Below are 23,739 nucleotides of genomic sequence, written 5' to 3'. Positions count from 1 at the left end.
GCTTGGCCTGTAGTCACACAGACCCAGAGGAAAATGTACGCCCCGAGGTGACCATGCAGGTAGACGTAATAGATCCGCCATACGCAGGCATCAAAGAATGGCTTACCGGCGAGATCGGCGACGGTGCCCTACTTCCCGGGCTGGCCCGTCGAGAGCTTCGGAAATGGGTGGGCGATCACCCGGCACTGGCCGACCTTCAGCTCATCGCATCCGAGCTCGCGACCAACGCGCTGGTCCACGGTGCTGGCGCTTGGGTGCGGATGACGCTCCGGCCGACGGACGAAGGGGAACGGCGCTACTGGCTGTTGACCGCGGTAGATCCGGGCCTATCGACATGCGTCCCGCTGCCGCGCATGCCGGGGCCGGATGAGTCGCGGGGTCGGGGCCTGTGGATCGTGGACGCGCTGACCTGCGGCTGCTGGGGCACCGACCGCACGCAGGCGGGGGAACGAGTCGTGTGGGCACTGCTACCGCGGGATTAGGAAAGGAGATTGCGGAGCATGCGCGATGGGGTCGGGCGCGGCGCTCACAAGGCGGAAAAGGTTGCAGGTCGGCGGGGACGGCTGCGCTTCAACCCCCTGGCTGCGCTTTCAGCCCTTCGCGTGCCTTAGGTCAACGATTAGCTACGGGACGCGGCTGACAGGCAGCCCTGATTGCACCTCGCCGTTCCATAAACGGCCAAAGCCATCGTCGAGGACGCCCACCATGGGCGCGCCTGCACGGCGGGACGGCCCTCCTCTGTTAGAACGGCAGCGCCATGACCTGGGGAAATACGTGTTGACGACCGGCATGGCGATGATCCACTTCCAGAGCGGAGGGAACCACCGTGCGTAAGGCACTCCTCGCTGTCCTGTTCGCCAGCTGTCCCGTTCTCACGAACGTCCAAGCCGTATCGGCCGACTCGAAATCCGATCCGATCGGCGATTACATCGTCGTACTAGATGGCGACCAGAACGCGCAGACTGTCGCCACCGACCACGCCCATGCGCATGCCGCGTCCGTCGGGCACGTGTACAGCCATGCCCTCACGGGTTACGCCGCGCGGATGACCAAGTCACAGGCGGCGGCCGTGGCAGCCGACGATCGCGTGCGGTGGGTGCAACCGGACGGCGTGGCGAAGATCAGCGGACAGGCTTTCCCCACCGGGATCAACCGGGTCGACGCTGAAACCAGCCCGACCGCGCGCGTCAACGGCGTGGACGAGCCGATGGACGTCGACGTGGCGGTCATCGACACGGGCGTCGACTTGGACCACCCCGACCTGGACGTCTACGTCGACGGCGCGAGGAACTGCTCCACCGGCACGAGCCCCGACGACGGCCACGGCCACGGCACTCACGTCGCTGGCACGGTCGCCGCCAAGGACAACCTCCACGGCGTCGTCGGGGTGGCGCCCGGCGCTCGGATCTGGCCGGTTCGGGTGCTCGACGACAGGGGCGTCGGCCTGTTTTCTCACATCATCTGCGGCATTGACTTCGTAACCGCGAACGCCGATCAGATAGAGGTCGCGAACATGAGTCTCGGCGGCTTCGGGACAGACGACGGCGCCTGCGGCACGGTCAACGGGGACGCCATGCACCAGGCGATCTGCGCCTCTGTCGCGTCTGGCGTCACGTACGTGGTCGCCGCGGGCAACGAGCATGACGACGCCGCGAATACCATCCCGGCCGCGTACGACGAGGTCATCACCGTCAGCGCGCTCGCGGACTTCAACGGCTTCCCCGGCGGCAGCGGCAGGCGCACCTGCCGGCCCGACGTCGACGACACGATTGCCGACTTCTCCAACTTCGGCGCCGACATCGACCTCATCGCCCCCGGCACGTGCATCCTGTCCACCTGGAAAGGGGGCGGGTACGCCACTCTCTCCGGCACCTCTATGGCCAGCCCTCACGTGGCAGGAGGCGCCGCACTCTACAAGGTCACCAACCCGGCCGCCTCGCCTGCCCAGGTGAAGTCGGCCCTGCAGGACGCGGGCACGCTGAACTGGACATGGCCGGCGGGCGACCCTGACGGTGTGCAGGAGCCGCTGCTGAACGTCGCTACGCTCTGAGCGGCACACGGGAAAGCGGGCCCGCGTGGGCGGTGTCCACGAGGGCTCGCCTTGATCAGCCGGTGAGCGTTGGTCACAGCTCCACATCACCGACAAAGGTTCTCGATCTGCTTTTCAGGTGATCGCGTCGTGCCTCCAGCGAAATCCCCACATCTCATGAGAGGTTCGGCTGGAGTGGAGGAGACATCGGGGGGCTCCTCCTGACCTGCCGGAGAACGATCCCAAATGAAAAACGATCACGAAGGGCAGCAGGTCAGCCGTCGGCGGCTGATCACCAACATCGGCATCGGCTCGCTCGGGCTCGGCGGTCTCCTGACCGCCCGCAGCGCCGGCGCCACGGCGGTCACGGACTATAGGGACCTCTTCTCCGAGGCCCGCACCTGCACGCTCACCCCTGCCAGGTCTAAAGGACCCTTCTACCTCGACGCCGAGAAAATCCGCAGCGACATCCGCGACAACAAGCCCGGTGTACGCCTGCGCCTCGCCATCAAGGTGCAAGACAGCGAAACGTGCCAGCCGCTGCCGGGCTCGGTGGTGGATATCTGGCAGTGCGACGCCTCCGGGCTCTACTCGGGAGGCGAGCGGGGGTCCATGATCGAGCACGTTGAGTCGCGCCAGATCACCCGAGACAGGGCCTGGCCCGACATGACCCCTACCGACGACAAGCGCTACCTGCGCGGCGCGCAAGTCACGGATGGCGAGGGCGTCGTGGAGTTCACGACGATCTGGCCGGGATGGTATCCAGGGCGCACGGTGCACATCCATGCCATGGTGCTCATCGGCGGCTCACGCATGCTGACCACGCAGCTGATGTTCGAGGAGACGCTCAACTGGAAGGTTCTGTCCCAGCCCCCGTACGCCCAGCACATAGGGCGGGACACGTACAACACCAGTGATTTCTATTACGATCATCGCCTGCAGCTGACGGTTGTCGAAGACGGCGACGGCTACTGGGGTGCCATCATCCTTTCCGTCGACTCCGACAGGGACGGCAGCTAGAGAGACCCGAGAACCTGTCAGAGCATGGTCGGCCGGGAAAGTACACCGATCGTCAGGCTGGTCGCTCGGTGGCTGCTCGGATCGGTCCGCCGCACAACTCGGGCCCGATCATGCGCATCGTTTTCCGTAAAACGCAAAGACGCGCACCCCGGTGGGATGCGCGCCTTTTAACGGGCCTCAGCCTGCGCGGCGGCGGTTGCCGTTGCTGTTGCCGCGAGGCTGGCGGCGCTGTTGCTTGCGCTCGCTGGCAGCGGACGGGGCGATGTCGTCGTCGTCCGATGCCAGGTCCGGCGACTGGAAGATCACCGAGAACGGGCTGGGCGGGATGATCCGCTCCGGCTCCGTCCGCGCCGGGGGCGGCGGCGTGGCGAGGAAGCCCAGGTCATTCTCAGGCTTCTCCACGAAGGGTGCGGGCACCTCGGCCGCGGGTTCGGCGGCGGCGCGGCGGGAGCGCGTGCTCTCGGCCGGCGCCTCCGTGGTCACCCTGGCTGGCGCCTCAGTAGTCACCTTCGCCGGCGCCTCCCTGGTCACCCTGGCTGGCGCCTCAGTAGTCACCTTCGCCAGCGCCTCCGTGGTCACCTTGGCCGGCACCTCCTCCGTAGTCATCTTGCGGGAGCGGACGCCCTCGGCCGGCGCCTCGGCGGTCGTCCGGCGGGAGCGGGTGCTCTTCGCCGGAGCTTCCTCCACGGCGACGGCGACGGCGTCGTCGTCTGCGGCCTTGCGCGAGCGCGTGGCCTTGACCGGCGCCTCAGGAGCCTCGGCGAGCGCCTGCTCGATCGCCGACGTAGCCGCCCCCCTCCGCGTGCGCGTGCGCCTCGGCTCGGTGGCCGCGGCCTTGATCTCATCCGTTGAGAAGATCGCGGGAGTCTCCTCCGCCTTGGCATCCACGAGCTCGACCTCCGAGGTCTCGACGGGTGCGGTCTCCATCAGATCGGGTGCGGTCTCCACCAGATCGGGTGCGGTCTCCGCCAGCTCCCTGCCGCTGCGGGTGCGGCGGCGCTGGCGCGGCGTGCGGGCAGGACGTTCCTCGCGCTCGTCGCGGCGGCGGCCGCCACGCCCACGGATCCTGCCGGTCTCGCCGAGGTCCTCGATGCGCTCCGCGGACAGGCCGACACGCGAGCGGCTCGCGTGCGGCAGGACGCCCTTGGTGCCCTGAGGAATGTTGAGTTCGGTGTAGACGTGGGGCGAGGTGGAGTAGGTCTCCTCGGGCTCGGCGAAGTCGAGCCCGAGCATCTGGTTGATCATCTTCCAGCGGGTCAGCTCCTCCCACTCCACGAAGGTGACCGAGATGCCCTTGCGCCCGGCCCGGCCGGTGCGGCCGATGCGGTGCACGTACGCCTTGTCGTCCGTGGGGCAGTCGTAGTTGACCACGTGGGTGACGTCGTCGATGTCGATGCCGCGGGCCGCCACGTCGGTGGCCACGAGCACGTCGATCTTGCCGTTGCGGAACGCGCGCAGCGCCTGCTCGCGCTGGCCCTGGCCGAGGTCGCCGTGGACGGCCGCGACCGCGAAGCCACGGGTGTCGAGCTGCTCGGCGACCATGTCGCAGGCCCGCTTGGTCTCGCAGAAGACCATGGTGAGCCCGCGGCCCTCGGCCTGCAGCAGCCGCGCGACGATCTCGATCTTGTCCATGCGGTGCGCGCGCCACACGATCTGGCGCGTCAGCGGCGTGGCCTCGCCCTCGCTCTCGTGCTCGGCGCGTACGTGCGTCGGACGGTTGAGGTATTTGCGCGACAGCGCGACGATCTCGCCCGGCATCGTCGCCGAGAACAACATCGTCTGCCGCTCTGCGGGGATCAGTTTGAATATGCGCTCGATGTCGGGCAGGAAGCCCAGGTCGAGCATGCGGTCGGCCTCGTCGAGCACGAGCGAGTTGACCTGGCTCAGGTCGAGGTGCTTCTGCTTGACCAGGTCGAGCAGGCGACCCGGGGTGCCGACGATGACGTCGACGCCGCTCTTGAGCGCCTCGACCTGCGGCTCGTACGCCCGGCCGCCGTACACGGTCAGGACTCGGGAGCCGAGCTTGCCCGCGGCGGTGACCAGGTCCTCGCTGACCTGCACGGCCAGCTCACGGGTCGGTACGACGACCAGCCCGCGGGGCTTCTTGCGGTTTTTGCGGGGCTTGCCGATGCTCTGCAGCATCGCGATGCCGAACGCGTAGGTCTTGCCGGTGCCCGTGCGGGCCTGGCCGATCAGGTCCTGGCCGCTCAGCGCGAGCGGGAGCGCCATTTCCTGGATGGGGAACGGTGTGACGATGCCCTCGGTCTCGAGGGCATCGGCGATTTCGGGTGTGACTCCGAGGTCTCGGAAAGTCGTCAGCGTGGCCTGCCTCAGTCTCCAATGAAGGCGGGCCTGCCGGGACCGACGGGCGGAAAAAGCCCGGTGTCGTGGGTCCTCGCGGAAGAGCCAGCCCTCTCATGTCATCAGCGACCGCGGCCTCCGAGAAGTGGAGGTATTCGGGGGAAAACCTCCGAATTTACACAGTGCGGTCGCACTTTCACAGAGCAGTGTACTCGATAGCACAACGTTGGCCGAGCTCGCGTATGTTCCCGAAGATTGACCCGAGCTTCGCGAAGTACGCTGCCAAGCATGAAGGAGTCTCCAGGAGTCGTCGACCTGCTCGGCGTCCTGGCGTACGCGGAGCTCAGCGCCTACGCCAGGATGACCGAGGACGCCACCACGCTGGCGCCCTCGCTGGCCGACCGGGTGGCCTTGAGCGAGCTGGCCGTCACCGAGTACGCCCATTTCCGCCTGCTACGGGACCGCCTGGCCGAGTTGGGCGCCGATCCAGCCGAGGCGATGTCGCCGTACGTGGCGGCGCTGGACGCCTGGCACGCCCAGACAAGTCCGGCCAACTGGCTGCAGGCGCTGGTCAAGACGTACGTGGGGGACGGCATCGCGCACGACTTCTACCGTGAGGCGTCCAGGCACCTCGATCCTTCGATCGCCGACCTGGTGGACGAGGTGCTGGTGGACGAGGGCCGGTCGCAGTTCGCGGTGGAACGGGTCAGGGCCGGGATCGAGGCCGATCCGACGGCGGCGGCGCGGCTGGCGCTGTGGGCGCGACGGCTCGTGGGCGAGGCGCTGAGCCAGGCCCAGCAAGTGGCGGCGGCACGGCCGGAGCTGGCGCTGCTGCTGGTGGAGGCCGGCGGTGGCCAGGCCGACATTTCCCGGCTTTTCGCGAAACTGACGGAGGAACACGCCAAGCGTATGGCCGCCATGGGCCTCTGATCGTCTCACCATTGGGCGGCGCGAGTGCGCGAAACGGTTGTACCGTGCCTGGCATGAGGGCCTCGCGCCGCTACGGCAGTTCCTTGACAAGATGTGGGCCGAACCGCTGGACCTCACGCGCCGTCCTGCGAAGGGGCAGCTCGGACTGTCCGGCCATCGATGCGAGCCGGGACCATCCGCCGCGCCGTCGCCACTCCCCTCGCGGATGCGTGCTCGGGCGACATTCACCGGGCTGAGCGGTACGGGGCGCTGCGCATGCCCATGCGCCCCGTACCCCCCGTCCCGAGCCCTTAGAGCGTGCCGCCGAAGCCGACCGGCCTGGACTCATCCTCGCCGATCTCGACGAACCCGAGCGCGGACACCGGTATGACGACGCGCCTGCCCTTCACGTCGGTGATGGCGAAGATCCCGCGATCGACCGACAGCGCGTTCCTGATCTCCTCCTCGACCTGCTCGGCGGAGAGGTCGGTCTCGACAATGAGTTCGCGGTGTACGGAACGTACGCCGATCTTGATTTCCATCGTGGCTCCCTAGTCGACGGGGCTGGCTCACCTCCATCGTGGCCGCTCACACCCCGAGAAACGCAAATGATCGCGCCCAGCGAACGGGTTATGCCGTACGCGGAAAACCGCTGATGCCGCGCCAGGCGAGCCGGGCCAGGAGCTGCTCGGCCGCGTCCTTCGGGATCGAGCCGTGCGTGGTCACCCAGTAGCGGGCGCTCACCTCGGCCATGCCCACCAGGCCCACGCCGAGCAGGTGCGCCTCGTCGCTGGTGCAGCCGGTGTCCTCCTGGATGAGAGCGCTCACCATCTCCGCGCACTCCTGCAGCGACCGCTCCACCCGCTGCCGCACCGGTGCCACGTTGCGTAGGTCCGACTCGAAGACCAGCCGGAAGGCCTCGCCCTGGGAGGAGACGAAGTCGAAGAACGCCTGGAAGGTGGCCTGCACGCGTAGCTTGTTTTCGTGGGTGGAGGCCAGCGCCTCCCTGACACGGTTGACCATGTCGTCCACGTGCAGGTCGAGCAGCGCCAGGTAGAGCTCCAGCTTGCCGGGGAAATGCTGGTAGAGCACGGGTTTGCTGACCCCGGCCCGGTCGGCGATCTCGTCCATGGCGGCCGCGTGATAGCCGTTTTCCACGAACACTTCCTGCGCGGCGCTCAGCAGCTGCCGGCGGCGGGCGAGTCGGGGCAGCCGGGTGCCCCGGGGCTTGGCGTCCGGGGTTGCGGTCACGCGGGTCTCCATTGGTCTCTCAGCGGGTCGTGCGGCCATCCTACGTGCGCGATGATGTCCGCACCTTGATGACGGCCATTAGACGTACGTCAACCACACGGATAGCAGTCGGCGGCGACAGTCCGCCGGCGGAGTCCGTCCCATCACAGGAATCGGATCGGTCAGCGATATTCGTCGTCGTCGAGGTCGACCACGCGGTCCTGCTCGGCCGCGTCGCCGGGGTCGACGTCGATGGGAAGCTCCTCGCGTAGGTTGCCGACGTCCTGGCGCATCTCCCGCTGCTGCTCGGCCGCGTCGGCCTCGGGCGTCTCGATCGAGAACTCCGTCTCTTCCTCGTCGTACGGGCCTTCGTCTCCGCGAATGTCCATCTCCGACATCTTCTGGTCCCCCTTTCGGTGCGGACGGCACCAGCCTACGCCCGGCCGAAAAGGTCGCCACGTTTCCCGACTCTGGCGAGTACGTCCGGCGCCGTGAAGACCAGGTCCTCCGGACGTTCGCAGTCCTCGACCTCCTTCCAGGTCAGCGGCGTGGAAACGGTCGGCCGCTCCCCCGCGCGCAGCGAGTACGCGGCCACGGTGGTCTTGGCCGGGTTGTTCTGGCTCCAGTCGATGAACACCTTGCCCGGCCTGGCCTTCTTGGTCATCACGCTGACGACCTGCTGCGGGTGCTCCTTGGCGAGGACCTGGGCCAGCCTCTTGGCGTACGCGGAGGGCTCCTCGCGACAGTCCCAGTCCGCGTACAACTGCATGCCCTTGCGGCCGCTGGTCTTCGGCCGGGTGGCGAGCCCTTCGGCCTTGAGCACCTCACGCAGCATGAGCGCCACCTCGCAGCACTCGACGATCGTCGCCGGCGGCCCCGGGTCCAGGTCGAACACGAGCAGGTCGGGCGGCAGCGCCTCGCCGTCGTCGTCGACGCGCCACTGGGGTACGTGGAGCTCCAGCGCGGCGAGGTTCGCGTAGTAGACGAGCGTGGGCAGGTCCTCGACGACGGCGAAGTTGATCGTCTCGCGGTTCTTGGTGCTGCCGGGGACGGGCAGGGTGACCCGCCTGACCCAGTCAGGGGTGTGCCCGGGCGCGTTCTTCTCGAAGAAGAACTGGCCGGTGACGCCGTTCGGGTAGCGCTTGACGGTCAGGGGGCGGCCTTCGAGGTGAGGGAGGAGCACGGGGGCGATGCGGCTGTAGTAGTCGATGACCTCGGCCTTGGTGAAGCCGTAGTCCGGGTAGAGCACCTTGTCCAGGTTGCTCAGGGTCAGCTCGCGCCCTTCGACCTTGACGGGAACCTTCTTGGCCATGGCGTCACCTCCACACGTCCGCGGGGATCTTGTCAAGGCGAAGCCCTCGCCACACGGGGTGCCGCAGCCGCTGATCGTCGGTCCACATCGTGTAGGCCACCTCCCCGACCAGATCCGGCCTAACCCAGCGATTCCGCCACGGGACCTCGTTGATGAACGGGCTCCTCGGGATCTCCAGCGGCCGCAGCACCTGGTAGAGGTCGTCGAGCACGGCGTCGGTGAACCCGGTGCCGACGTGGCCGACGTACATCAGACCCTCGCTCGTGAACACTCCCATGATCAGCGACCCGATCCCGCCGGCCCGGCGCCCCTTGCCCGGCTTCCAGCCGCCGATCACGACCTCCCTGGTGCTGAGGTTCTTCACCTTGATCCACCACGGCGAGCGCGTGCCCGGCCGGTAGGGCGAGTCGAGCCGCTTGGCGACCACGCCCTCCAGGCCCTGCTCGTAGGTGGCGGAGAGCAGGTCGGAGTCGCCGGGGAAGGAGGGCGGCGCGCCGATGTCCAGTTCGTCGAGCAGTGCCCGCCGATCCCGGTACGGCAGGTCGAAGAGCGGGATCCCGTCGAGGTAGAGCAGGTCGAACGGCATGTACGTGACCGGGTACAGCTCCAGCATGCCCGGCTCGGGGTCGGTCAGGTGCATGCGGTGCTGCAGCCGGACGAAGCTGGGCCGCCCGCGCTGGTCGAGCGCCACGACCTCGCCGTCGATGATCGCGTTTTTGAGCCCGAACCCCGAAATTTCCGGATACCGCCGCGTGTACTCCACCCCGTGCCGCCCCGTCACCCTCATCCCGCCATCAAGGTGGATGATGGCGCGGATGCCGTCCCACTTCACCTCGAAGGCGTACCGTTCGGGATCTGAGGGTAGTTCCCCGGGTACGGCCAGCATTGGTTCGATCGGGTATGGCATTGGTTGCCCCATGCCGGGTATGTGCCCATTGCCGAGCCGTTGAGAGCGGAGGAGTGACCATGCGCAGCATCTGGAAGGGTGCGATCTCCTTTGGCCTGGTCACGATCCCCGTCAAGCTCTACTCCGCGACCGAGCAGAAGGACGTGTCCTTCCACCAGGTGCATCGCGAGGACGGCGGCCGCATCCGCTACAAGCGCGTGTGCACCATCGACGGCGAGGAGATCCCCTACGCCGACATCGCCAAGGGCTACGAACTGTCCTCGGGCGAGATGGTCGTGCTGACCGACGAGGACTTCGAGGACCTGCCGCTGAGCACCTCCCGCAGGATCGACGTCCTGCAGTTCACGCCCGCCGAGCAGATCGACCCCATTTATTTCGCCAAGTCGTACTATCTGGAGCCCGACGCGCAGGGGGCGAAGTCGTACGTCCTGCTGCGTGACGCGCTGGAGACCTCGGGCCAGGTGGCGGTGGTCAAGGTGGCCCTGCGCCAGCGGGAGTCGCTGGCCACCCTGCGGGTCAGGGACGGCGTCTTCGTGCTGGAGACCATGCTCTGGCCGGACGAGATCCGCAGGCCCGACTTCGAGTTCCTCGAGGAGGACATCGAGGTACGCGCCCAGGAGCTGAAGATGGCCGAGTCCCTCATCACCACGATGGAGGCGGACTTCGACCCGAGCGAATACCGCGACTCCTACCGCGAGGCCCTGCAGTCGGTGATCGAGGCCAAGGTGGCGGGCAAGGAGGTCATCACCCCGCCCGTCGAGGAGGAGGCAGGCCCGGCCGTGGACCTGATGGCGGCGTTGCGGGCGAGCGTGGAGGCGGCGAAGCGGGAACGCGAAGGCGCCGCCCCGGCCAAGCAGCCGAAGAAGGACAAGGCCAAGGAAGAAGAGAAGCCCCCGGCCAAGCGCAAGGCCCGCAAGTCCGCCTGACCGGGCGCGTCCCGCAAGGCGAGCGGAGCAGCCGTACGCGCTCCTCACGCGGCGCCACGGCGCGCCACACCACCGATGCCCCGTCGAGGCGCGCCGGCATCCCAGACGCCCGCTCAGAGCCCTCCACGGGCACCTCGAGCCGCGCACGGCGCTCCCACGCGCCCGATTCGCGTTTCCCACGAGCCGTCAGGCCGGATCTCGAGGTCGGGATTCATCACATCTCCCCCGAAGTCCCACCAGCGTAATGTCCATGCCGGTGTCGATGCGCTGACCTCTGGGTATTGTTGCCCCACGTGAGTACGCCGCGATTCCTCGAACTACCTCCTGGCGTCACACCACAGAAGATCGAAACGCCACAGGGCACGTTCGCGGCCCTGGAGGCGCTTCCGGTCAGTGGTGTGATCGAGCGCTGGCCCGCGCTCCTCGTGCCCGGCCTGACCGGCAGCAAGGAGGACTTCATCGCGGTCCTGATGACCCTCGCCCATTCGGGCCGCCGGGTGGTGGCCGTGGATCTCCGCGGCCAGTACGAGACCCCGGGCCCCGACGACCCCGAGGCCTACACCTGCGCCGCGCTCGGCGCGGACGTCGACATGCTCGCCCAGGTGATCGGCGGCGGCGACCCCGTGCACGTGGTGGGGCACTCGTTCGGCGGGCTGGTGACCCGCGAGGCGGTGATCGACGGGCGGACCAGGTTCGCCTCGTACACGCTGATGAGCTCCGGCCCCTCGGCCATCGAGGGCCGGCGGGCGGTCAACGGTAGGAAGATCGTGGAAGATCTGCCCGTGCTGGGGGCCGAGCACGTGTGGCATAACAGGTTCGAGCCGGAGGCGCTGGCCGCCGACGTGTCAGACGAGATCCTGGCATTCCTGCACCGGCGCCTGATGAGCAACTCGCCGACCGGTTTGGTGTGCATGGCCGAGCAGGTGCTGACCATGGGGGACCGCACCGACGAGCTGCGCCAGGTCGAGGTGCCCACGCTGGTGTTGTACGGCGAGCACGACGACGGCTGGACCCCCGAGACCCAGTCGGAGATGGCCGCCAGGCTCGGGGCCGAGTGCGTGGTCGTGCCCGGCGCGGTGCACTCCCCCGCCGTCGAGGCGCCGGAGACCACTGCCGCGGCCCTGGTCAGGTTCTGGAACGCCGCCGAAAAGCACTTCTTGGACACAAGGTCCAATGTCATGTAATTATGCACTTACTATGGCGAGCATTCAGGAAATCGTTGTCCAGCCGCCACAGAGCGCGACCTGGCAGGTGCATCTCGACCGCTCGATGTGGGTGGGCGGGGTACGCGGCCTCATGCTCCAGGCGCTGCACCCGCTGGCGATGCGCGGCGTCTGGCAGAACTCCAACTTCCAGGAGGACCCGTTCGGCCGGCTGCGGCGCACCGCGGATTTCGTGGGGCGGGTGACATTCGGCAGTCCTGAGCAGGCCGACGAGATCGGGCGGCGGGTGCGCGGCATCCACAAGGCGCTGCGCATCCACGATCCCGACACGGGGCGCACGCACCGGGTGGACGACCCCCAGCTGCTGGTGTGGGTGCACTGCGCGGAGGTGTCGTCGTACCTGGAGGTGGCCAGGCGGGGCGGGCTCGGACTGACCGAGCGCCAGGCCGACGCCTACCTGGCCGAGCAGCGTAAGAGCGCCGCGTACGTCGGCCTCCATCCCGAGGACGTGCCGGGCACGTGCGCGGAGATGGAGGCGTACTTCAAGCAGGTGCGTCCCGGCCTGCGCGTGACGGAGGAGGCGGCCGCGACCGTGCGGTTCCTGCTGTGGCCGCGGTTGCCGCACGAGCTCAGGCTGCTGTCGGCCGGCAAGCCCGCATACTTTCCCTTCGGCGCGCTGTGTTACTACACGCTGCCGGACTGGGCCAGGCGGATCTACGGCGCGCTGCCCGAGGTGCCCAGGGCCACGGTCACGGCCGGGCTGAAGGCATTTCGGTTGGGCATGAACGCGTTGCCGGAGCACGTGCACGACCACGCGTTCATGCCGGCCACGCGGGAGATGTTGCAGGCCGCGCGGGAGCGGCTGGGCGCGGCCGGGTACGACGTCAGCAAAGGGCTCAAGGGGTTGACCGATCCCCGCCGCTGGCCGAAGGCGCTGGCTGCCTGACGGGCAGGAGCACGCCGCCCACCAGCACGACCGCCGACACGGCGATCATCGTCCACCCGGTGCCCGCCATGCCCGCCTGCTCGAACAGCACGCCGAGCAGGGACGACGCGGTCGCCGCGCCGACGTACCTGGAGGCCTGGAACAAACCCACCGCCACCCCCGTCTCGCGCGGGCCGGCGTGCACGAACACCAGCGAGTTGAGCCCGAACTGGCTGAAGGCCGAGGCCACGCCGAGCAGCGACGCGGCCACCAGGACCAGGCCGACCGGGCCCACGGCCGGTATGGCGCAGGAGCCGCCGAGCAGCAGGGCCGCGCTCAGCACCAGCACGGCACGCATGCCCGCGCGGGCGGCCAGGACCACCGCCACGGGCGTCATGACGATCGCCAGCGCGGCCATGGGGAGCACCAGCAGCCCCGCGATGTGCGCGGGCACGCCGGCCGAGCGCTGCGCCCACAGCGGCACCGCGAAGAACGCCGCGTAGAACACCACGTTGACCAGCGCGAACTCGCCGCAGGTCGCCAGCAGCCGCGGGTTCGGGCGGGGCAGCATGGCCCGGCGCGGGCCGTCCACGCGTACCTTGGGCAGCCAGCGCAGCGCCACGACCAGCGCGACGGCCGCGAGCGGGAGGTTCACCAGGAAAATCGCCCGCCATCCCCATAAGGAGATCAGGAAGCCACTGAGCACGGGTCCGGCGGCGGCGCTCGCGGTCAGCACCATGGAGATCGTCGCGATCACGCGTGGCGGGGGCCGCCCGTCCTCGCCGGCCATCGCCGCCTGCACGATCGCCATCCCCGCCGGCATCGTGGCGCAACTGCCGAACGCCTGCAGCAGCCGCACCACCAGCAGCACCGGATACGTCGGCGCGAGCGCGGCCAGGACGCCGGTCACCGCCATCGTCACCAGCCCGGCGCAGAACACCAGCCGCGGGCCGAGCCGGTCCGCCAGCGTGCCCATCACGGGCGGCACGAGGATGCCGGTCAGATAGAACCCGGCGGCCAGCCACGTCACTGCGGCGACCCCGACGTGGAACTCGGCCTCGATGTCGGCCAGCGCGACGGCGATCATGGAGGAGTTGAGCGGATTGAACAACGCGCCCAGGGCCACCGCCGCCGGTAAGCGCTCCACGCGTGTCACAGAAGTTCCATAACCACTGTTTCAGTGAGCAAACGGCGTCACTTAACGTTCGCCGCGCCTGATGCGGTGCGTGGCTCCCGCCCCACGGAGGGCTGGGTGCGGTGCGTCACTCCCCCGCCCCCACGGAGGGCTGCGGGCGGCTACTCCGCCAGCGCATCCCAAGGGCGACGCTCGGGAGCGGCCGCCTGGCCCTCGGCGCAATGACGGCGGAAGTCGCACCACGAGCAGATCGGGCCCGGGTTGGGAGCGAAGAGCTCGTCGATCTCGGCGGGCACCGCCGCTGGTCCGACGGACTGCCGCTCGACGGGGGCCGACGGCCACTCGCCGCCCGCGGCTGCCCAGGACCGGCCGCCTTCCGCCGCAGCCCCGCGCGTCGTGGTCCCGGACCGGCCGCCTGCCGCCCCGTCCCCGCCCGGGGCGGTCCTGGACCGCGCCGGCGCCGCGCCGGAAGGGCGGCCGCCGGACGGTGGCGCGGCGACCACTTCCCGGTAGCGCTCGTCGGCCGCGGCGGCCTCCGTGGCAAGATCCTCCGCCCGCCCCAGGTGCCGGGCGAGGGACTCCTCGGTGTGCCGCCACTCGACGATCTCGCCGGTCGGCAGGTGGTGCAGCTCGACGGTCCGGCAGGGCGTGCGCATCATCGTGGACGCCGCGACGGCGTACACGGCCAGGGCGAGCGACGACCGCGCGTCGTCCTGGGTGAGCGGCCGGCGTCCGGTCTTGTAGTCGACCACGACGAGCTCGTCACCGCGCCGGTCGAGCCGGTCGATGCGGCCGGACACGGCGATGACCTTGGTGCGGGTGGCGACTGTGCGTTCGACGCCGACGGGGTCATCGGACGGATCCAATGTCGCGACATATCCGGACACGAGGTCGCGGGCGCGCTCCAGCCACCGCCCCGACTGCTCGGCATCCCTGAACCCCTCGGTGATCCACCCGTTCGTGACCAGGATGGCCGCCGTCAGCGGCGTCCTACGCTCGTACGGCTCCCGCCACCAGCCCGCCAGCGCGTTGTGCACGCTGGCCCCGACGCTGTTGTGCGCCCAGGCAGGCCCCTTTGACGGTGCCGGCCGGTCCAGATACGTGAACCTGTAGCGGCGGCGGCAGTCCAGCCAGGCGTTCAGCCGCGACGGCGTGCACGAGTAGAGCCGCCGCGGCATGCCCTCCAGCGGAAGCTGCACTGCGTTCATTTGGCCTCACTCCGTGAGGCGGGCTCGGTCGCCATATGCCGCCGCCTGTTCATTGCCTCACTCCGTTCGGCGGCTCGGTCGCCATATGCCGCCACCTTCCCCCGCTCTGGTCGCTACGCTCCCGCCGCTCCTCCAGGCGACGGCACTCACTCGCGGCCCCCGCTCTGGTCGCTGCGCTCCCGCCGCTCCTCCAGGCGACGGCACTCCCTCGCCTTAGTCGTCGCTCGGGTTGAGCTTGATCCCGGAGGCCTTGGTGCCGTCGGGCAGCGGGTCCTCGTCGTCGACGCCGGTGTCGGTGCGGGTCAGCGAACCCGAGACCCAGTCGTCGAAGTGCGGCTCGAGGTCGCCGATCGTGACCTCGTCGCCGTGGACGGCCAGCACCCGCGTGCCGTGGGGCAGCGTGAACAGCCGCCCTCCGATCGAGGTCAGCTGGTCGGCCAGGGCAGGGTATTCGCCGCCCAGCTTGCCCGGGCCGTCGGCCTGCAGGGCCTTGCCGGTGAACACGGCCCCGAGCCCCTCGCAGTAGAGCGACACACCACCGGAGGTGACGCCCGGCGTCTCCATGACGTCGAGCTGGACGTCGGCCACCTCGAAGATGCCGTCGTCCTCCATGTCGATGTCGGGCCAGGTCTCCGACCAGGTTTCCCGCCACAGGGGCTTGTCCTTGGGGTGCAGGGCTACCACGGCCTCGTCCCGGCTGGCCACCTCGATGGCGGCCCCGACGTGGTCGGGCAGGCCCGCTGTGCAGATGACGGCCAGCACTTCGCGCTCGCCCACCTGCTCCATGATCTTTTCGGCGTCGCGGGCCGGATCGATGACGATCACCTCGTCGTCGTCGCCCACGATCCACGTGTTGTTCTCGACCTTGTGCTCGGTGTCGTCGATGTCGACGACACCCTCGGTCACCACTCGCTCGATACGCGCTGTCACGCCTCCGAACTCTAGTCGGTCTGCCTGACAACGCGACTCGCTAATCCTCCAGTCTCGGGGAGAACGCGCCAAAGGGTACGTCAAGATCGTGGTCCCGGGCGTCGATCAGCGAGAGTTCGGCGAGCGCGATCATGCAGCCGGCATCGGCCGGCCAGCAGATCGTCCACAGCCAGTTGCCCAGCGCCTCGCCCGCGTAGACGGCACGGTCGCTCTGACCGTTGTCCACGAACCACAGCGGGGTGGGATGCCCGAGCACCTCGATCTTGGCGTTCGGCGGGCCGGCGTCGAATCCCTCGCCGGGATCAGGACCGCCCAGCCCGGCGAAGGCCGCGCCGAGCCCGATGCCGGGCTCCTCGGCGACCACGAGCATGTCGGCCGGCCCCTCCATCAGCGACGGCCCGGTCAGCGCGACCACGCTGGCACGGGCGCCAGTACGCTGATCACCCACTTCCGCGAAGCCTGTCACCAGCCAGCCGGCCGGCAACGGCCACGGCAGCCACACGGGCACCACGGAGCTCTTGCGCATCGCCTCGAGCGCCGTGCTGGTCGGCGGCCACGGAGGCTGATAGGGCAGGACATCACCGTGGGCGTCACATCGATACGCACTGGACCAGGCGCTCGGCCCGTGAAGCGGGCCAAAACACCGTGGGCAGGTTGGAGCCGCTCTCACAACTACCCACGGTGCTTTCTTTAGTGCGGCCCCGTCAAGGGCGCATCTCGTTATCCCGTCGTAATCTTGGCCATGTGCGCGTAAATTGTGTTGGCGCGATCATCGTGGACGACGCCGGCCGCATTCTCCTGATCAAGCGGGGAAACCCGCCGGGCATGGGTCTGTGGTCGATCCCCGGCGGCCGCCTGGAGCCCGACGAGAGCGACGCCGCCGGTGTGCGCCGCGAGGTCCTGGAGGAGACGGGCCTGCACGTCGAGGTCGGCCGCCTGGCCGGCACGGTGGACCGCCCCGGTCCCGGCGGCGTCACATACGTGATCCGCGACTACCTGGCGACCGTGGCCGGCGGCGTGCCCGCGGCCGGGGACGACGCCGCCGAGGTGCGCTGGTGCACGGCGGACGAGCTGGCCCGCCTGCCGCTCTCCGCGGGCCTGCTCGAGGCGCTGGCCGACTGGGGCGTGCTGCCCGCTACCGGCTCGAGGTGAGACTGGAGTTCCACAGGATGAGGTGGTCGGCGTTGTACGTCGTCGACCGCCCGAGCGCCACGACCTCCGTCCCCGACACCGCCACCGCCGTCAGCCACTGCATCCCCTGGCCCGCCAGCCGGTCCTTGGCCAGCGCCATGCGGTTCCACGACAGGCCGTCCTGCGACGTCCAGGCCGCGCTGTCGCCCTCGCCCGGCACGCCGTGCCAGCCGACCGCCACGAGACCCTCGTCCGTCGCGGCCAGATCGTGCACCGCGGCCGCTTGGTCCGCGGGCAGCCAGGCCGTCTGCCAGGACGAGCCCTCGTCGTCGGAGACGGCGGCGAAGGCCCGCCGCGAGCCGCCCGTCAGCGCGGTGCCGATGGCCACCAGCTTGTCCTGATAGGCGGTGATCTGGCGGAGCCCGGCCGACGTGGCGTCCGGTGGGGCGGCGCGGGTGCGCGAGCTCCAATTGACTCCGTCCTCGGAGTGCCAGACGACGCTGCGCTCCTCGTCCACCGTTCCCGAGCCGCCGACCGCCACGAACCCGTCCCCCGTGGCCACCGCGTCGTGGATGCGTACGCCGGAGCCGCCCTGCGGCAGTTTCTTCGACCTGGTGTACTTGCGCAGGTCGGAGGTGAACCATATGGCCGCGCTCGCGGCGCCCGCCTGGTCGCGGTCCTCCCCGGCCAGCACGTAGCCCTTCTTCCCCGCGGTCACCACATTGATCCCCAGGTACGGGTGGTCGGGGCGGCGGGCCAGATCGCCTGAGACGTCCGCCTTCTTCCAGCTCTCGCCGTCGTTCGAGGTGACGAGCAGGGGATCGGTGAGCGACACGTTGGTCTCCGTGCCGCCGACGGCCAGCCAGCCGCGGGCGCCGTGCGCCACGTCCTCCAGCCGCTGCCTGCCGGGGCCGCCGAGGCTCATGGACTTCCAGCTCTGCCAGTTCTTGACCGTCCACAGGCCGGCGTCGCCCGAGGCCGAGCCGACGGCCACGTACCGGCCGGCGAAGCTGGTGATGCCGGTGGTCTCGCGGGCGATGCGGGTCAGGCCCTCGACGTCGCCGAGCGCCACCCGCGAGGCCTGCCCGCGCGGCGGTGCGGACATGAGCACCACCTGGTTGTCGACGTCGGTGACCGCCTGGTCGCCGCCGGCGAACAGGGTGCCGCCGTCGGAGATCGTGAAACCACGCAATGTCGCGCCCGGCAGGTTGCCGAGGTCGGCCCGCTTGGCCCAGGTGCGCCCGTCCGCGGTGGTCAGCACCGAGTACCGGCCGAGGCCGGCCTGCGTGATCGCCGCGACGCCGCCGGGGTAGGAGACCAGCGACTCCACGCCGACGCTCGCGCCGCTCAGGCTGCCGATGGAGCCGCACTGCGACCACTCCGCCCCAGTGGGTGAGCAGTAGACGCGTACGTCTCCCGTGACCGTACGGTGCCGCGTCGGCACCAGCACGAACCGCTTGGACAGCACCGCCAGCGTCCCCGGCCGCGGATCGGCCGCCTCGGGCAGCTGGAAGCCGGTGGCCTGCCAGGTGCGCCCTCCGTCGGCCGATCGGACCACCCGCGAACCCTCGCCATCCGCGGGGTGCCCGATCGCCACGACGGTGTCGCCCCTGGCGACCACAGCCTTGAACTCCCTCGCCTCCAGCCCCGTGGTCTCGACCCGCTCCCACGTACGGCCGTCAACGGAACGCCAGGCCGCCGGCCCGATCGCGCCGTCGTCCCCTGTCGCGCGACCCACTGCGACGAACCCTGACGCCGTTCTGGCGATGTCGTGGATCTGGTCGCCGGGCCGGAACGCGGCCAGCCCCGACGCCTCCACGGCCTGCCAGCTGAACCCGTCGGTGCTGGTCCACAGGCCGCGCTCGCCCGACTGGCCGTCGCCGCCGCTGGCCAGCCAACGGCCGTTCCCGCCGACCACCCGCTGGACCGTGGGGGTGGAAACACCGCTCACCTGGCCCAGCTGCCAGTTCTTGCCACCGTCCGGGGAGAACAGGAACAGCGGGCGCGGGGTCGGGCCGGTCGTGTCGCTGCCGACCGCCACCACCGCGCGGCCGACCGAGGTCATGTCGTTGAGCTTCTGATTGGTGCCGTCGCCCGAGGCGGGCACGGTGAACAGCTCATCCCCCGAGCGGCCGGTGCCCGCCTCCAGACGCAGGCCAGGGGCCTCCTCGCCGGTCCACTGCCACACGAGCACGCCGGTGGCCACGAGGACCGCCGCGGCCAGGGTCAGGACGATCGGGGCGGTGCGGTTGCCCCGGCGTACCGGACTGGATCTGCGTACGGCGGCGGGGGCCGGGCCTCGGTGATGACGGCCGCTCGACCCTTGAGGGCGCGGAGGGCCGGTGGCGACCAGGAGGTCGGGCCGCGTCGGCCGCCCGGCCGGCGGCCGACCGACGCGGCGCACCTCGGGCTCGTCCTCCTGCCGCATCCCGGGCTCGTCCCTCGCGGCAGGCTCCTCCACGCCGGGAGCCTGCCCGGCGCGCCACTCGACCCCGGCAGGCTCCCCAGCGGGCTGCTCGGCCGCGGCAGGCCGCTCAGCGGGCTCTTCGGCAGGGACCACTGAGCGGTACGGAATCGTGCGCGGGTCCCGCCGGGGCAGCACCTCCGGCCCCTGCGCGGCACGCTCTCGCTCCACGAGCTCGTGCGCGGCGGCCTCACGCGCCCCAGCCTGGTCAGTGGCGGACTCCCGCCCCGCATCCTCGGGGGTCGCGGGGTCGGGGGCGGTGGGGCTTTCGGCGTCGGACGGTGTACTCAGTGGGCCGCCTGCCACAAGCTTGTCCGGCCGGTTGACGATGCGCCGGGAACGGCGGCGCGGCTCGGCCTCGGGTTCCGCCGTCGGCGAGCTGTACGGCATGCGCCCCTTGGGCACCTCCTGCGCCTCCTCGTCCGGCACCGGCGCGGAGAACGGCGGCATGCCCCATGGGGAGGTCAGAGGTAAGCCCCTGGCCCGATCGTCGGTGGGACCGGGCGGGGAATGGCTGATCCTGGGCTCTGGGGAAGAGTGCGGTTCCGATGTGCCCTCGGAACGCGGGTCGTCGTCACCCGGCGGTCGCCGTGGCGGTTCGCTGGGGCCGGAGGCCACGCGCCGTACCTCCTAGTCGAACTAGTCGGACGAAAACGGTCGCTACGTGGGGACCGTTCCACATTATTTCGAACGTGTTGTCCACACCCGACGAAGTATCACACGCGGCAACTCTTACTCCGCCGGACCGAAACGATCACCTCCGGGAGACCCTCGGCGTCCCACAGGATCCAGAGCAGCATGAATGCGCCGGAATTGCGAGACCTCTCTAGCGAGATTCCCCGAACCCCTAACCCGATTTATCCAGAAATAGTGTTGATTGACCGCTTTTTGGCCAGATACAAAACCCCAAAAGCGTACGCACCAAGCTGCACCACCACGCCCACGATCGCCTGCCACGGCACCTCGACCTTGCTCTGGATCAAGGCGTCCTCGAGGGCCCCGGCGGCCGCGCTCATCCCGAACGCCAGCATGTTGTTCATGACGTGCAGCGCGATCCCGGCCTCCAGCCCCCCGGTCCGCACCGCCAGCCACCCCATGACGGCGCCGAAGGCGAACACATCGGCCAGCCCCATCCACGAATAGCCGTGCACCGACGCGAACAACCCGGCCCCGATCAGGATGGCCCAGACCGGATTGCGCACGTGCGCCCCGACCGCCTGCAGGAACCAGCCGCGGAAGACGTACTCCTCGGTGGCCGACTGGAACGGCACCAGCAGCACGATCACGATGAGGGCCGGCAGGAAGCGCTCCCACCCGACCCAGCCGAACATGTCGGAGTACTCCTCGCCGCTCAGCGCCAGGGCGAGGATCTGCACGATCTGCCCGAGCACGAGCGCCAGAATCGCCAGCCCGACGCAGACCATGAGCCAGGGCCAGCGCAGCCGCCCGGCCACCGACGAGAGCGTCCCCGGACGGCGCCGCTGCAGGAACGCCGCCGTGCCGAACACGAAGGGGAGCACGGCGGCAATCGACAACAACGTCACGGTCAGCCCGAACACCGGGTCGCCGAACAACCCGCGTTCGACGTCGAGCGGTGCGGGGATGCCGAGCAGCGTCGCCACCACCGCGCCGGCGGACAACACCACCGCCGCGAGAACGACGAAAATGGCGGCGATCGAGATCGTGCCGACGATGGCCCGCCACGGCCTGGCGGCCCCGCTCCTGGCGAGGTGGTCGTACCGCGCCCCGCGGGGTGCCGGCAGAAACCAGGACCGCGACGGGGCCGGATACTGCATGCCGTATGGATGATGCGGCCCAGGATTCTCCTGCATCTCTCCATTCTGTCCATCTGATGCGCATTAGTTCACAGACGGGCCTCCCTTTTAGGCGGATGCTCTGAGCCATAGGGGCAGACATCTGCCACCTGCGGTCGGCCGCCGGACGCGGCCGGCTGCAGGCATTTCGACCCTGGGAGCAGTCCATGTCAAGGCTGGGACCTGTCATCACCCTCGCGGCGGGAGCTGTGCTCGCCGCGGGGCTCGGTGTCGCCAGCATCACCGCGACACCGGCGGCGGACACCACGACCGCCACCGCAGACGACAACCCCGCCGCGGAAGGGTCCGCGGCGGAGGAGAACACCGCACAGCCGTCCCCCTCACCGACCGAGTCCGAGGAGAAGCGGATCGAGAAAGCGGATTACGCCGGACGCGTCAAGGGCAACGGCGCACTCATCGCGATCTCGATCAGGGACGGCAAGGCCATCGGCTACTTCTGCGACGGCAGAACCGAGTCCTGGTTCAAGGGCAGCCAGTCCGCCGACGAGGTGAGCCTCAAAGGCCTCGCCGCCGGGAAGGTCACGGCCGAGCTGGGCGGCGGCCGGGCCAAGGGCTGGGTCTCCGTCGGCGGCAAGAAGTGGAGCTTCGTCGCGCCCACGGTGGAGAAGCCGTCGGGCCTGTACCGGGCCAGCGCGATCGTCCGGGGCGCCCAGTTCAAGGCCGGCTGGATCAGGGTGAAGAACCCGAACGGCGGCTACACCACGGTCGGCGCCGCCTCCGAGGGCGGAAGCCCGGTGCCGGTCCCCGAGCTGAACGGCGAGCAGCCGACCGCGCCGCTGACGGTCGGTGACACCACGATCTACCCGAAGGACGTCGACAGCTTCATCGAGGAGATGCAATGACCGCCATTCACCAGCGCCCCTCGCGGAGCCTGACCCCGTTACTGGTGCCGCTGCTTCTCGGGGGCCTGGTCGTGCTCGCGCTCGGCGTTTACGGCCGGGTGCACACGCCTACCGGGTTCGCGGTCGGCGTGGCCGGGTTCTCCGCCGCGCTGCCCATGAAGGTGTGGCTGACGACGGGCGCGTTCGTGCTGGCGATCGTGCAGGTCGTCTCGGCCCTGTCGATGTGGGGCAAGCTCGGGATCACCATCCCGCCCGCCGTACACCGCTGGTCGGGACGGTTGGCGTTCCTGCTGACGATCCCCGTCGCCTTCCACTGCCTCTACGCCCTGGGCCTGCAGTACGACGTGCCCCGCGTGCTCGCACACTCGGTGCTCGGCTGCTTCTTCTACGGCGTGTTCACCGCGAAGCTGCTGGCCCTGCCCAAGCGGGACACGCCGGGCTGGACGCTGCCGGTGCTCGGGGGGCTGGCGTTCACCGCGCTGGTGGGGCTCTGGCTGACGTCGTCGTTCTGGTTCTTCACCGCGATCGGTTTCAAGGTGTGAAGCTCTTGGTGCGGACCAGCCCGGCCGCCCGCCCCTTGGCGGCCACGACGAGCGCCATCTTGCGCGAGGCCTCGTCGATCATCTCGTCGCCCAGCATGACCGCGCCGCGCTTCTCGACGGTGGTGTAGTAGTCGTACGCCTCCAGGATGAGCTCGGCGTGGTCATAGTCCTCCTGCGCCGGCGAGAACACCTCGTTGGCCACGTCCACCTGGGAGGGATGCAGCACCCACTTGCCGTCGTACCCGAGCGCCGCCGACCTCCTGGCCACCCGCCTGAAGCCGTCGACGTCCTTGATCTGCAGGTAGGGCCCGTCGATCACCTGCAGATCGTGCGTCCTGGCCGCCATGAGCAGGCGCATGAGGATGTAGTGGTAGGCGTCGCCCTCGTCGTAGCCGGGCGGCTGCTCGCCGACGACGAGCGTGCGCATGTTGATCGAGGCCATGAAGTCCGCGGGGCCGAACACCAGCGTCTCCAGGCGCCGGGACGACCCGGCGATGGCGTCGGCGTTCACCAGGCCGCGGGCGTTCTCGATCTGCGCCTCGATGCCGATGCGGCCGACGGCGTACCCCATGGCCTTCTCGATCTGGGTGAGCAGCGTGTCCAGCCAGATGACCTCAGTGGGGTCCTGCACCTTGGGCAGCATCACGCAGTCGAGGAACTCCCCGGCGCCCTCGACGGTCTCGATCACGTCCCGATACGTCCACTGCGTCGTGAGGTCGTTGACCCTGACCACCCTCGTCTTGCCGGTCCAGTCGCCCTCGCGCAGCGCCGCCACGACGTTCGCCCGTGCCTCTTCCTTGGCGGCCGGCGCGACGGAGTCCTCCAGGTCGAGGAAGACCTCGTCGACGGGGAGGGTCTGGGCCTTCTCCAGGAAACGCGGGTTGCTGCCGGGCACCGCGAGAACCGAACGACGTGAGCGCATGCGCCACA

22 protein-coding genes are annotated in these 23,739 nt (G+C 69.5%); 9 read left to right on the top strand and 13 right to left on the bottom strand.

Translation table 11 applies throughout. From position 1 onward, the window contains the following. The first annotated feature begins 826 nt into the window (after positions 1 to 826). Both ACTWPT_RS16680 and ACTWPT_RS16675 read left to right on the top strand, forming a co-directional pair. Positions 827 to 2,050: a S8 family peptidase gene (locus ACTWPT_RS16680; RefSeq protein ID WP_443178278.1), complete on the top strand. Its 1,224-nt coding sequence runs from the start codon at positions 827 to 829 to the stop codon at positions 2,048 to 2,050. 225 nt (positions 2,051 to 2,275) lie between these two features. Beyond that, positions 2,276 to 3,049: a dioxygenase family protein gene (locus ACTWPT_RS16675; protein WP_443178277.1), complete on the top strand. Its 774-nt coding sequence runs from the start codon at positions 2,276 to 2,278 to the stop codon at positions 3,047 to 3,049. Positions 3,050 to 3,226: 177 nt separating this feature from the next. Here ACTWPT_RS16675 and ACTWPT_RS16670 read toward each other — a convergent pair whose 3' ends face one another. After that, entirely contained in the window at positions 3,227 to 5,278 is a 2,052-nt protein-coding gene (locus ACTWPT_RS16670; protein WP_443178276.1) for a DEAD/DEAH box helicase, read from the bottom strand. A gap of 360 nt (positions 5,279 to 5,638) precedes the next feature. Between ACTWPT_RS16670 and ACTWPT_RS16665 the strand changes: the two genes are divergently transcribed. Next, positions 5,639 to 6,280 carry a ferritin-like fold-containing protein gene (locus ACTWPT_RS16665; protein ID WP_443178275.1) on the top strand — a complete coding sequence of 214 codons (642 nt, stop codon included), beginning with the start codon at positions 5,639 to 5,641 and terminating at the stop codon, positions 6,278 to 6,280. A 290-nt stretch (positions 6,281 to 6,570) separates the two neighbouring features. On the opposite strand, the gene ACTWPT_RS16660 is transcribed toward ACTWPT_RS16665, so the two are convergent. From ACTWPT_RS16660 to ligD (ACTWPT_RS16640), 5 genes are all read right to left on the bottom strand, one after another. Further along, entirely contained in the window at positions 6,571 to 6,801 is a 231-nt protein-coding gene (locus tag ACTWPT_RS16660; protein WP_443178274.1) for a DUF3107 domain-containing protein, read from the bottom strand. 88 nt (positions 6,802 to 6,889) lie between these two features. Further along, positions 6,890 to 7,510: a TetR/AcrR family transcriptional regulator gene (locus tag ACTWPT_RS16655; protein ID WP_164903935.1), complete on the bottom strand. Its 621-nt coding sequence runs from the start codon at positions 7,508 to 7,510 to the stop codon at positions 6,890 to 6,892. 161 nt (positions 7,511 to 7,671) lie between these two features. Further along, positions 7,672 to 7,878: a hypothetical protein gene (locus ACTWPT_RS16650; protein ID WP_443178273.1), complete on the bottom strand. Its 207-nt coding sequence runs from the start codon at positions 7,876 to 7,878 to the stop codon at positions 7,672 to 7,674. 44 nt (positions 7,879 to 7,922) lie between these two features. Further along, positions 7,923 to 8,801: a non-homologous end-joining DNA ligase gene (ligD, locus tag ACTWPT_RS16645; protein ID WP_443178272.1), complete on the bottom strand. Its 879-nt coding sequence runs from the start codon at positions 8,799 to 8,801 to the stop codon at positions 7,923 to 7,925. A 4-nt stretch (positions 8,802 to 8,805) separates the two neighbouring features. Next, positions 8,806 to 9,708 (bottom strand): non-homologous end-joining DNA ligase, encoded by a 903-nt coding sequence (ligD, locus tag ACTWPT_RS16640; RefSeq protein ID WP_443178271.1) that lies wholly within the window; start codon positions 9,706 to 9,708, stop codon positions 8,806 to 8,808. A 59-nt stretch (positions 9,709 to 9,767) separates the two neighbouring features. On the opposite strand from ligD (ACTWPT_RS16640), the gene ku reads away from it, so the two are divergent. The 3 genes from ku to ACTWPT_RS16625 all read left to right on the top strand — a co-directional run bounded on the left by ku (position 9,768) and on the right by ACTWPT_RS16625 (position 12,743). Beyond that, the gene (gene ku / locus ACTWPT_RS16635) at positions 9,768 to 10,634 is read left to right on the top strand and encodes a non-homologous end joining protein Ku (protein ID WP_443178270.1); all 867 of its coding nucleotides are present in this window, start codon (positions 9,768 to 9,770) and stop codon (positions 10,632 to 10,634) included. A gap of 293 nt (positions 10,635 to 10,927) precedes the next feature. Continuing rightward, positions 10,928 to 11,818: an alpha/beta fold hydrolase gene (locus tag ACTWPT_RS16630; protein WP_443178269.1), complete on the top strand. Its 891-nt coding sequence runs from the start codon at positions 10,928 to 10,930 to the stop codon at positions 11,816 to 11,818. A 13-nt stretch (positions 11,819 to 11,831) separates the two neighbouring features. Continuing rightward, the gene (locus ACTWPT_RS16625; RefSeq protein WP_443178268.1) at positions 11,832 to 12,743 is read left to right on the top strand and encodes an oxygenase MpaB family protein; all 912 of its coding nucleotides are present in this window, start codon (positions 11,832 to 11,834) and stop codon (positions 12,741 to 12,743) included. Here ACTWPT_RS16625 and ACTWPT_RS16620 read toward each other — a convergent pair. The 4 genes from ACTWPT_RS16620 to ACTWPT_RS16605 all read right to left on the bottom strand — a co-directional run bounded on the left by ACTWPT_RS16620 (position 12,694) and on the right by ACTWPT_RS16605 (position 16,665). Further along, positions 12,694 to 13,878 carry an MFS transporter gene (locus tag ACTWPT_RS16620; RefSeq protein WP_443178267.1) on the bottom strand — a complete coding sequence of 395 codons (1,185 nt, stop codon included), beginning with the start codon at positions 13,876 to 13,878 and terminating at the stop codon, positions 12,694 to 12,696. The genes ACTWPT_RS16625 and ACTWPT_RS16620 overlap by 50 nt on opposite strands. Positions 13,879 to 14,018: 140 nt before the next feature. Continuing rightward, the gene (locus ACTWPT_RS16615) at positions 14,019 to 15,065 is read right to left on the bottom strand and encodes a RecB family exonuclease (RefSeq protein ID WP_443178266.1); all 1,047 of its coding nucleotides are present in this window, start codon (positions 15,063 to 15,065) and stop codon (positions 14,019 to 14,021) included. A 213-nt stretch (positions 15,066 to 15,278) separates the two neighbouring features. Beyond that, the gene (locus ACTWPT_RS16610; RefSeq protein WP_443178265.1) at positions 15,279 to 15,995 is read right to left on the bottom strand and encodes an MBL fold metallo-hydrolase; all 717 of its coding nucleotides are present in this window, start codon (positions 15,993 to 15,995) and stop codon (positions 15,279 to 15,281) included. Between the two features lie 40 nt (positions 15,996 to 16,035). After that, positions 16,036 to 16,665 (bottom strand): DUF6758 family protein, encoded by a 630-nt coding sequence (locus tag ACTWPT_RS16605; RefSeq protein ID WP_443178264.1) that lies wholly within the window; start codon positions 16,663 to 16,665, stop codon positions 16,036 to 16,038. 74 nt (positions 16,666 to 16,739) lie between these two features. Between ACTWPT_RS16605 and ACTWPT_RS16600 the strand changes: the two genes are divergently transcribed. Further along, a complete protein-coding gene (locus ACTWPT_RS16600) occupies positions 16,740 to 17,147 on the top strand; it encodes an NUDIX hydrolase (protein ID WP_443178263.1) in 408 nt (135 codons plus the stop codon). Here the strand turns inward: ACTWPT_RS16600 and ACTWPT_RS16595 are convergent. Together ACTWPT_RS16595 and ACTWPT_RS16590 are read right to left on the bottom strand one after the other, a co-directional pair. Continuing rightward, positions 17,131 to 20,040, bottom strand: a complete 2,910-nt coding sequence (locus ACTWPT_RS16595) for a hypothetical protein (RefSeq protein WP_443178262.1) — start codon at positions 20,038 to 20,040, stop codon at positions 17,131 to 17,133. The genes ACTWPT_RS16600 and ACTWPT_RS16595 overlap by 17 nt on opposite strands. Positions 20,041 to 20,447: 407 nt before the next feature. After that, positions 20,448 to 21,422 (bottom strand): lysostaphin resistance A-like protein, encoded by a 975-nt coding sequence (locus tag ACTWPT_RS16590; protein WP_443178261.1) that lies wholly within the window; start codon positions 21,420 to 21,422, stop codon positions 20,448 to 20,450. 149 nt (positions 21,423 to 21,571) lie between these two features. On the opposite strand from ACTWPT_RS16590, the gene ACTWPT_RS16585 reads away from it, so the two are divergent. Both ACTWPT_RS16585 and ACTWPT_RS16580 read left to right on the top strand, forming a co-directional pair. Then, the gene (locus ACTWPT_RS16585; protein WP_443178260.1) at positions 21,572 to 22,267 is read left to right on the top strand and encodes a hypothetical protein; all 696 of its coding nucleotides are present in this window, start codon (positions 21,572 to 21,574) and stop codon (positions 22,265 to 22,267) included. Continuing rightward, complete coding sequence (locus tag ACTWPT_RS16580; RefSeq protein WP_443178259.1) at positions 22,264 to 22,809, top strand: DUF6529 family protein; 546 nt, start codon at positions 22,264 to 22,266, stop codon at positions 22,807 to 22,809. The genes ACTWPT_RS16585 and ACTWPT_RS16580 overlap by 4 nt, the downstream gene beginning before the upstream one ends. On the opposite strand, the gene ACTWPT_RS16575 is transcribed toward ACTWPT_RS16580, so the two are convergent. After that, on the bottom strand, positions 22,799 to 23,731 hold the full coding sequence (locus ACTWPT_RS16575; RefSeq protein ID WP_443178258.1) for an HpcH/HpaI aldolase/citrate lyase family protein: 933 nt from the start codon (positions 23,729 to 23,731) through the stop codon (positions 22,799 to 22,801). The genes ACTWPT_RS16580 and ACTWPT_RS16575 overlap by 11 nt on opposite strands. Between the last annotated feature and the right edge of the window lie 8 nt (positions 23,732 to 23,739).

Origin of the sequence: Nonomuraea sp. 3N208 (genome assembly GCF_052245935.1) — a bacterium.
In the GTDB taxonomy this organism is placed as follows: domain Bacteria; phylum Actinomycetota; class Actinomycetes; order Streptosporangiales; family Streptosporangiaceae; genus Nonomuraea.
Note: the sequence above shows the minus strand (reverse complement) of the source record. Positions and strands in the feature narration are given on the sequence as shown.

Excerpts from the sequence above, each read along its gene's own strand:
- ACTWPT_RS16675 (WP_443178277.1), top strand. The coding sequence starts at position 2,276 with ATGAAAAACGATCACGAAGGGCAGCAGGTCAGCCGTCGGCGGCTGATC.
- ACTWPT_RS16670 (WP_443178276.1), bottom strand. The coding sequence starts at position 5,278 with ATGGCGCTCCCGCTCGCGCTGAGCGGCCAGGACCTGATCGGCCAGGCC.
- ACTWPT_RS16665 (WP_443178275.1), top strand. The coding sequence starts at position 5,639 with ATGAAGGAGTCTCCAGGAGTCGTCGACCTGCTCGGCGTCCTGGCGTAC.
- ACTWPT_RS16660 (WP_443178274.1), bottom strand. The coding sequence starts at position 6,801 with ATGGAAATCAAGATCGGCGTACGTTCCGTACACCGCGAACTCATTGTC.
- ACTWPT_RS16650 (WP_443178273.1), bottom strand. The coding sequence starts at position 7,878 with ATGGACATTCGCGGAGACGAAGGCCCGTACGACGAGGAAGAGACGGAG.
- ligD (WP_443178272.1), bottom strand. The coding sequence starts at position 8,801 with ATGGCCAAGAAGGTTCCCGTCAAGGTCGAAGGGCGCGAGCTGACCCTG.
- ligD (WP_443178271.1), bottom strand. The coding sequence starts at position 9,708 with ATGCCATACCCGATCGAACCAATGCTGGCCGTACCCGGGGAACTACCC.
- ku (WP_443178270.1), top strand. The coding sequence starts at position 9,768 with ATGCGCAGCATCTGGAAGGGTGCGATCTCCTTTGGCCTGGTCACGATC.
- ACTWPT_RS16625 (WP_443178268.1), top strand. The coding sequence starts at position 11,832 with ATGGCGAGCATTCAGGAAATCGTTGTCCAGCCGCCACAGAGCGCGACC.
- ACTWPT_RS16615 (WP_443178266.1), bottom strand. The coding sequence starts at position 15,065 with ATGAACGCAGTGCAGCTTCCGCTGGAGGGCATGCCGCGGCGGCTCTAC.
- ACTWPT_RS16595 (WP_443178262.1), bottom strand. The coding sequence starts at position 20,040 with ATGCCGCCGTTCTCCGCGCCGGTGCCGGACGAGGAGGCGCAGGAGGTG.
- ACTWPT_RS16590 (WP_443178261.1), bottom strand. The coding sequence starts at position 21,422 with ATGCAGGAGAATCCTGGGCCGCATCATCCATACGGCATGCAGTATCCG.
- ACTWPT_RS16585 (WP_443178260.1), top strand. The coding sequence starts at position 21,572 with ATGTCAAGGCTGGGACCTGTCATCACCCTCGCGGCGGGAGCTGTGCTC.
- ACTWPT_RS16580 (WP_443178259.1), top strand. The coding sequence starts at position 22,264 with ATGACCGCCATTCACCAGCGCCCCTCGCGGAGCCTGACCCCGTTACTG.
- ACTWPT_RS16575 (WP_443178258.1), bottom strand. The coding sequence starts at position 23,731 with ATGCGCTCACGTCGTTCGGTTCTCGCGGTGCCCGGCAGCAACCCGCGT.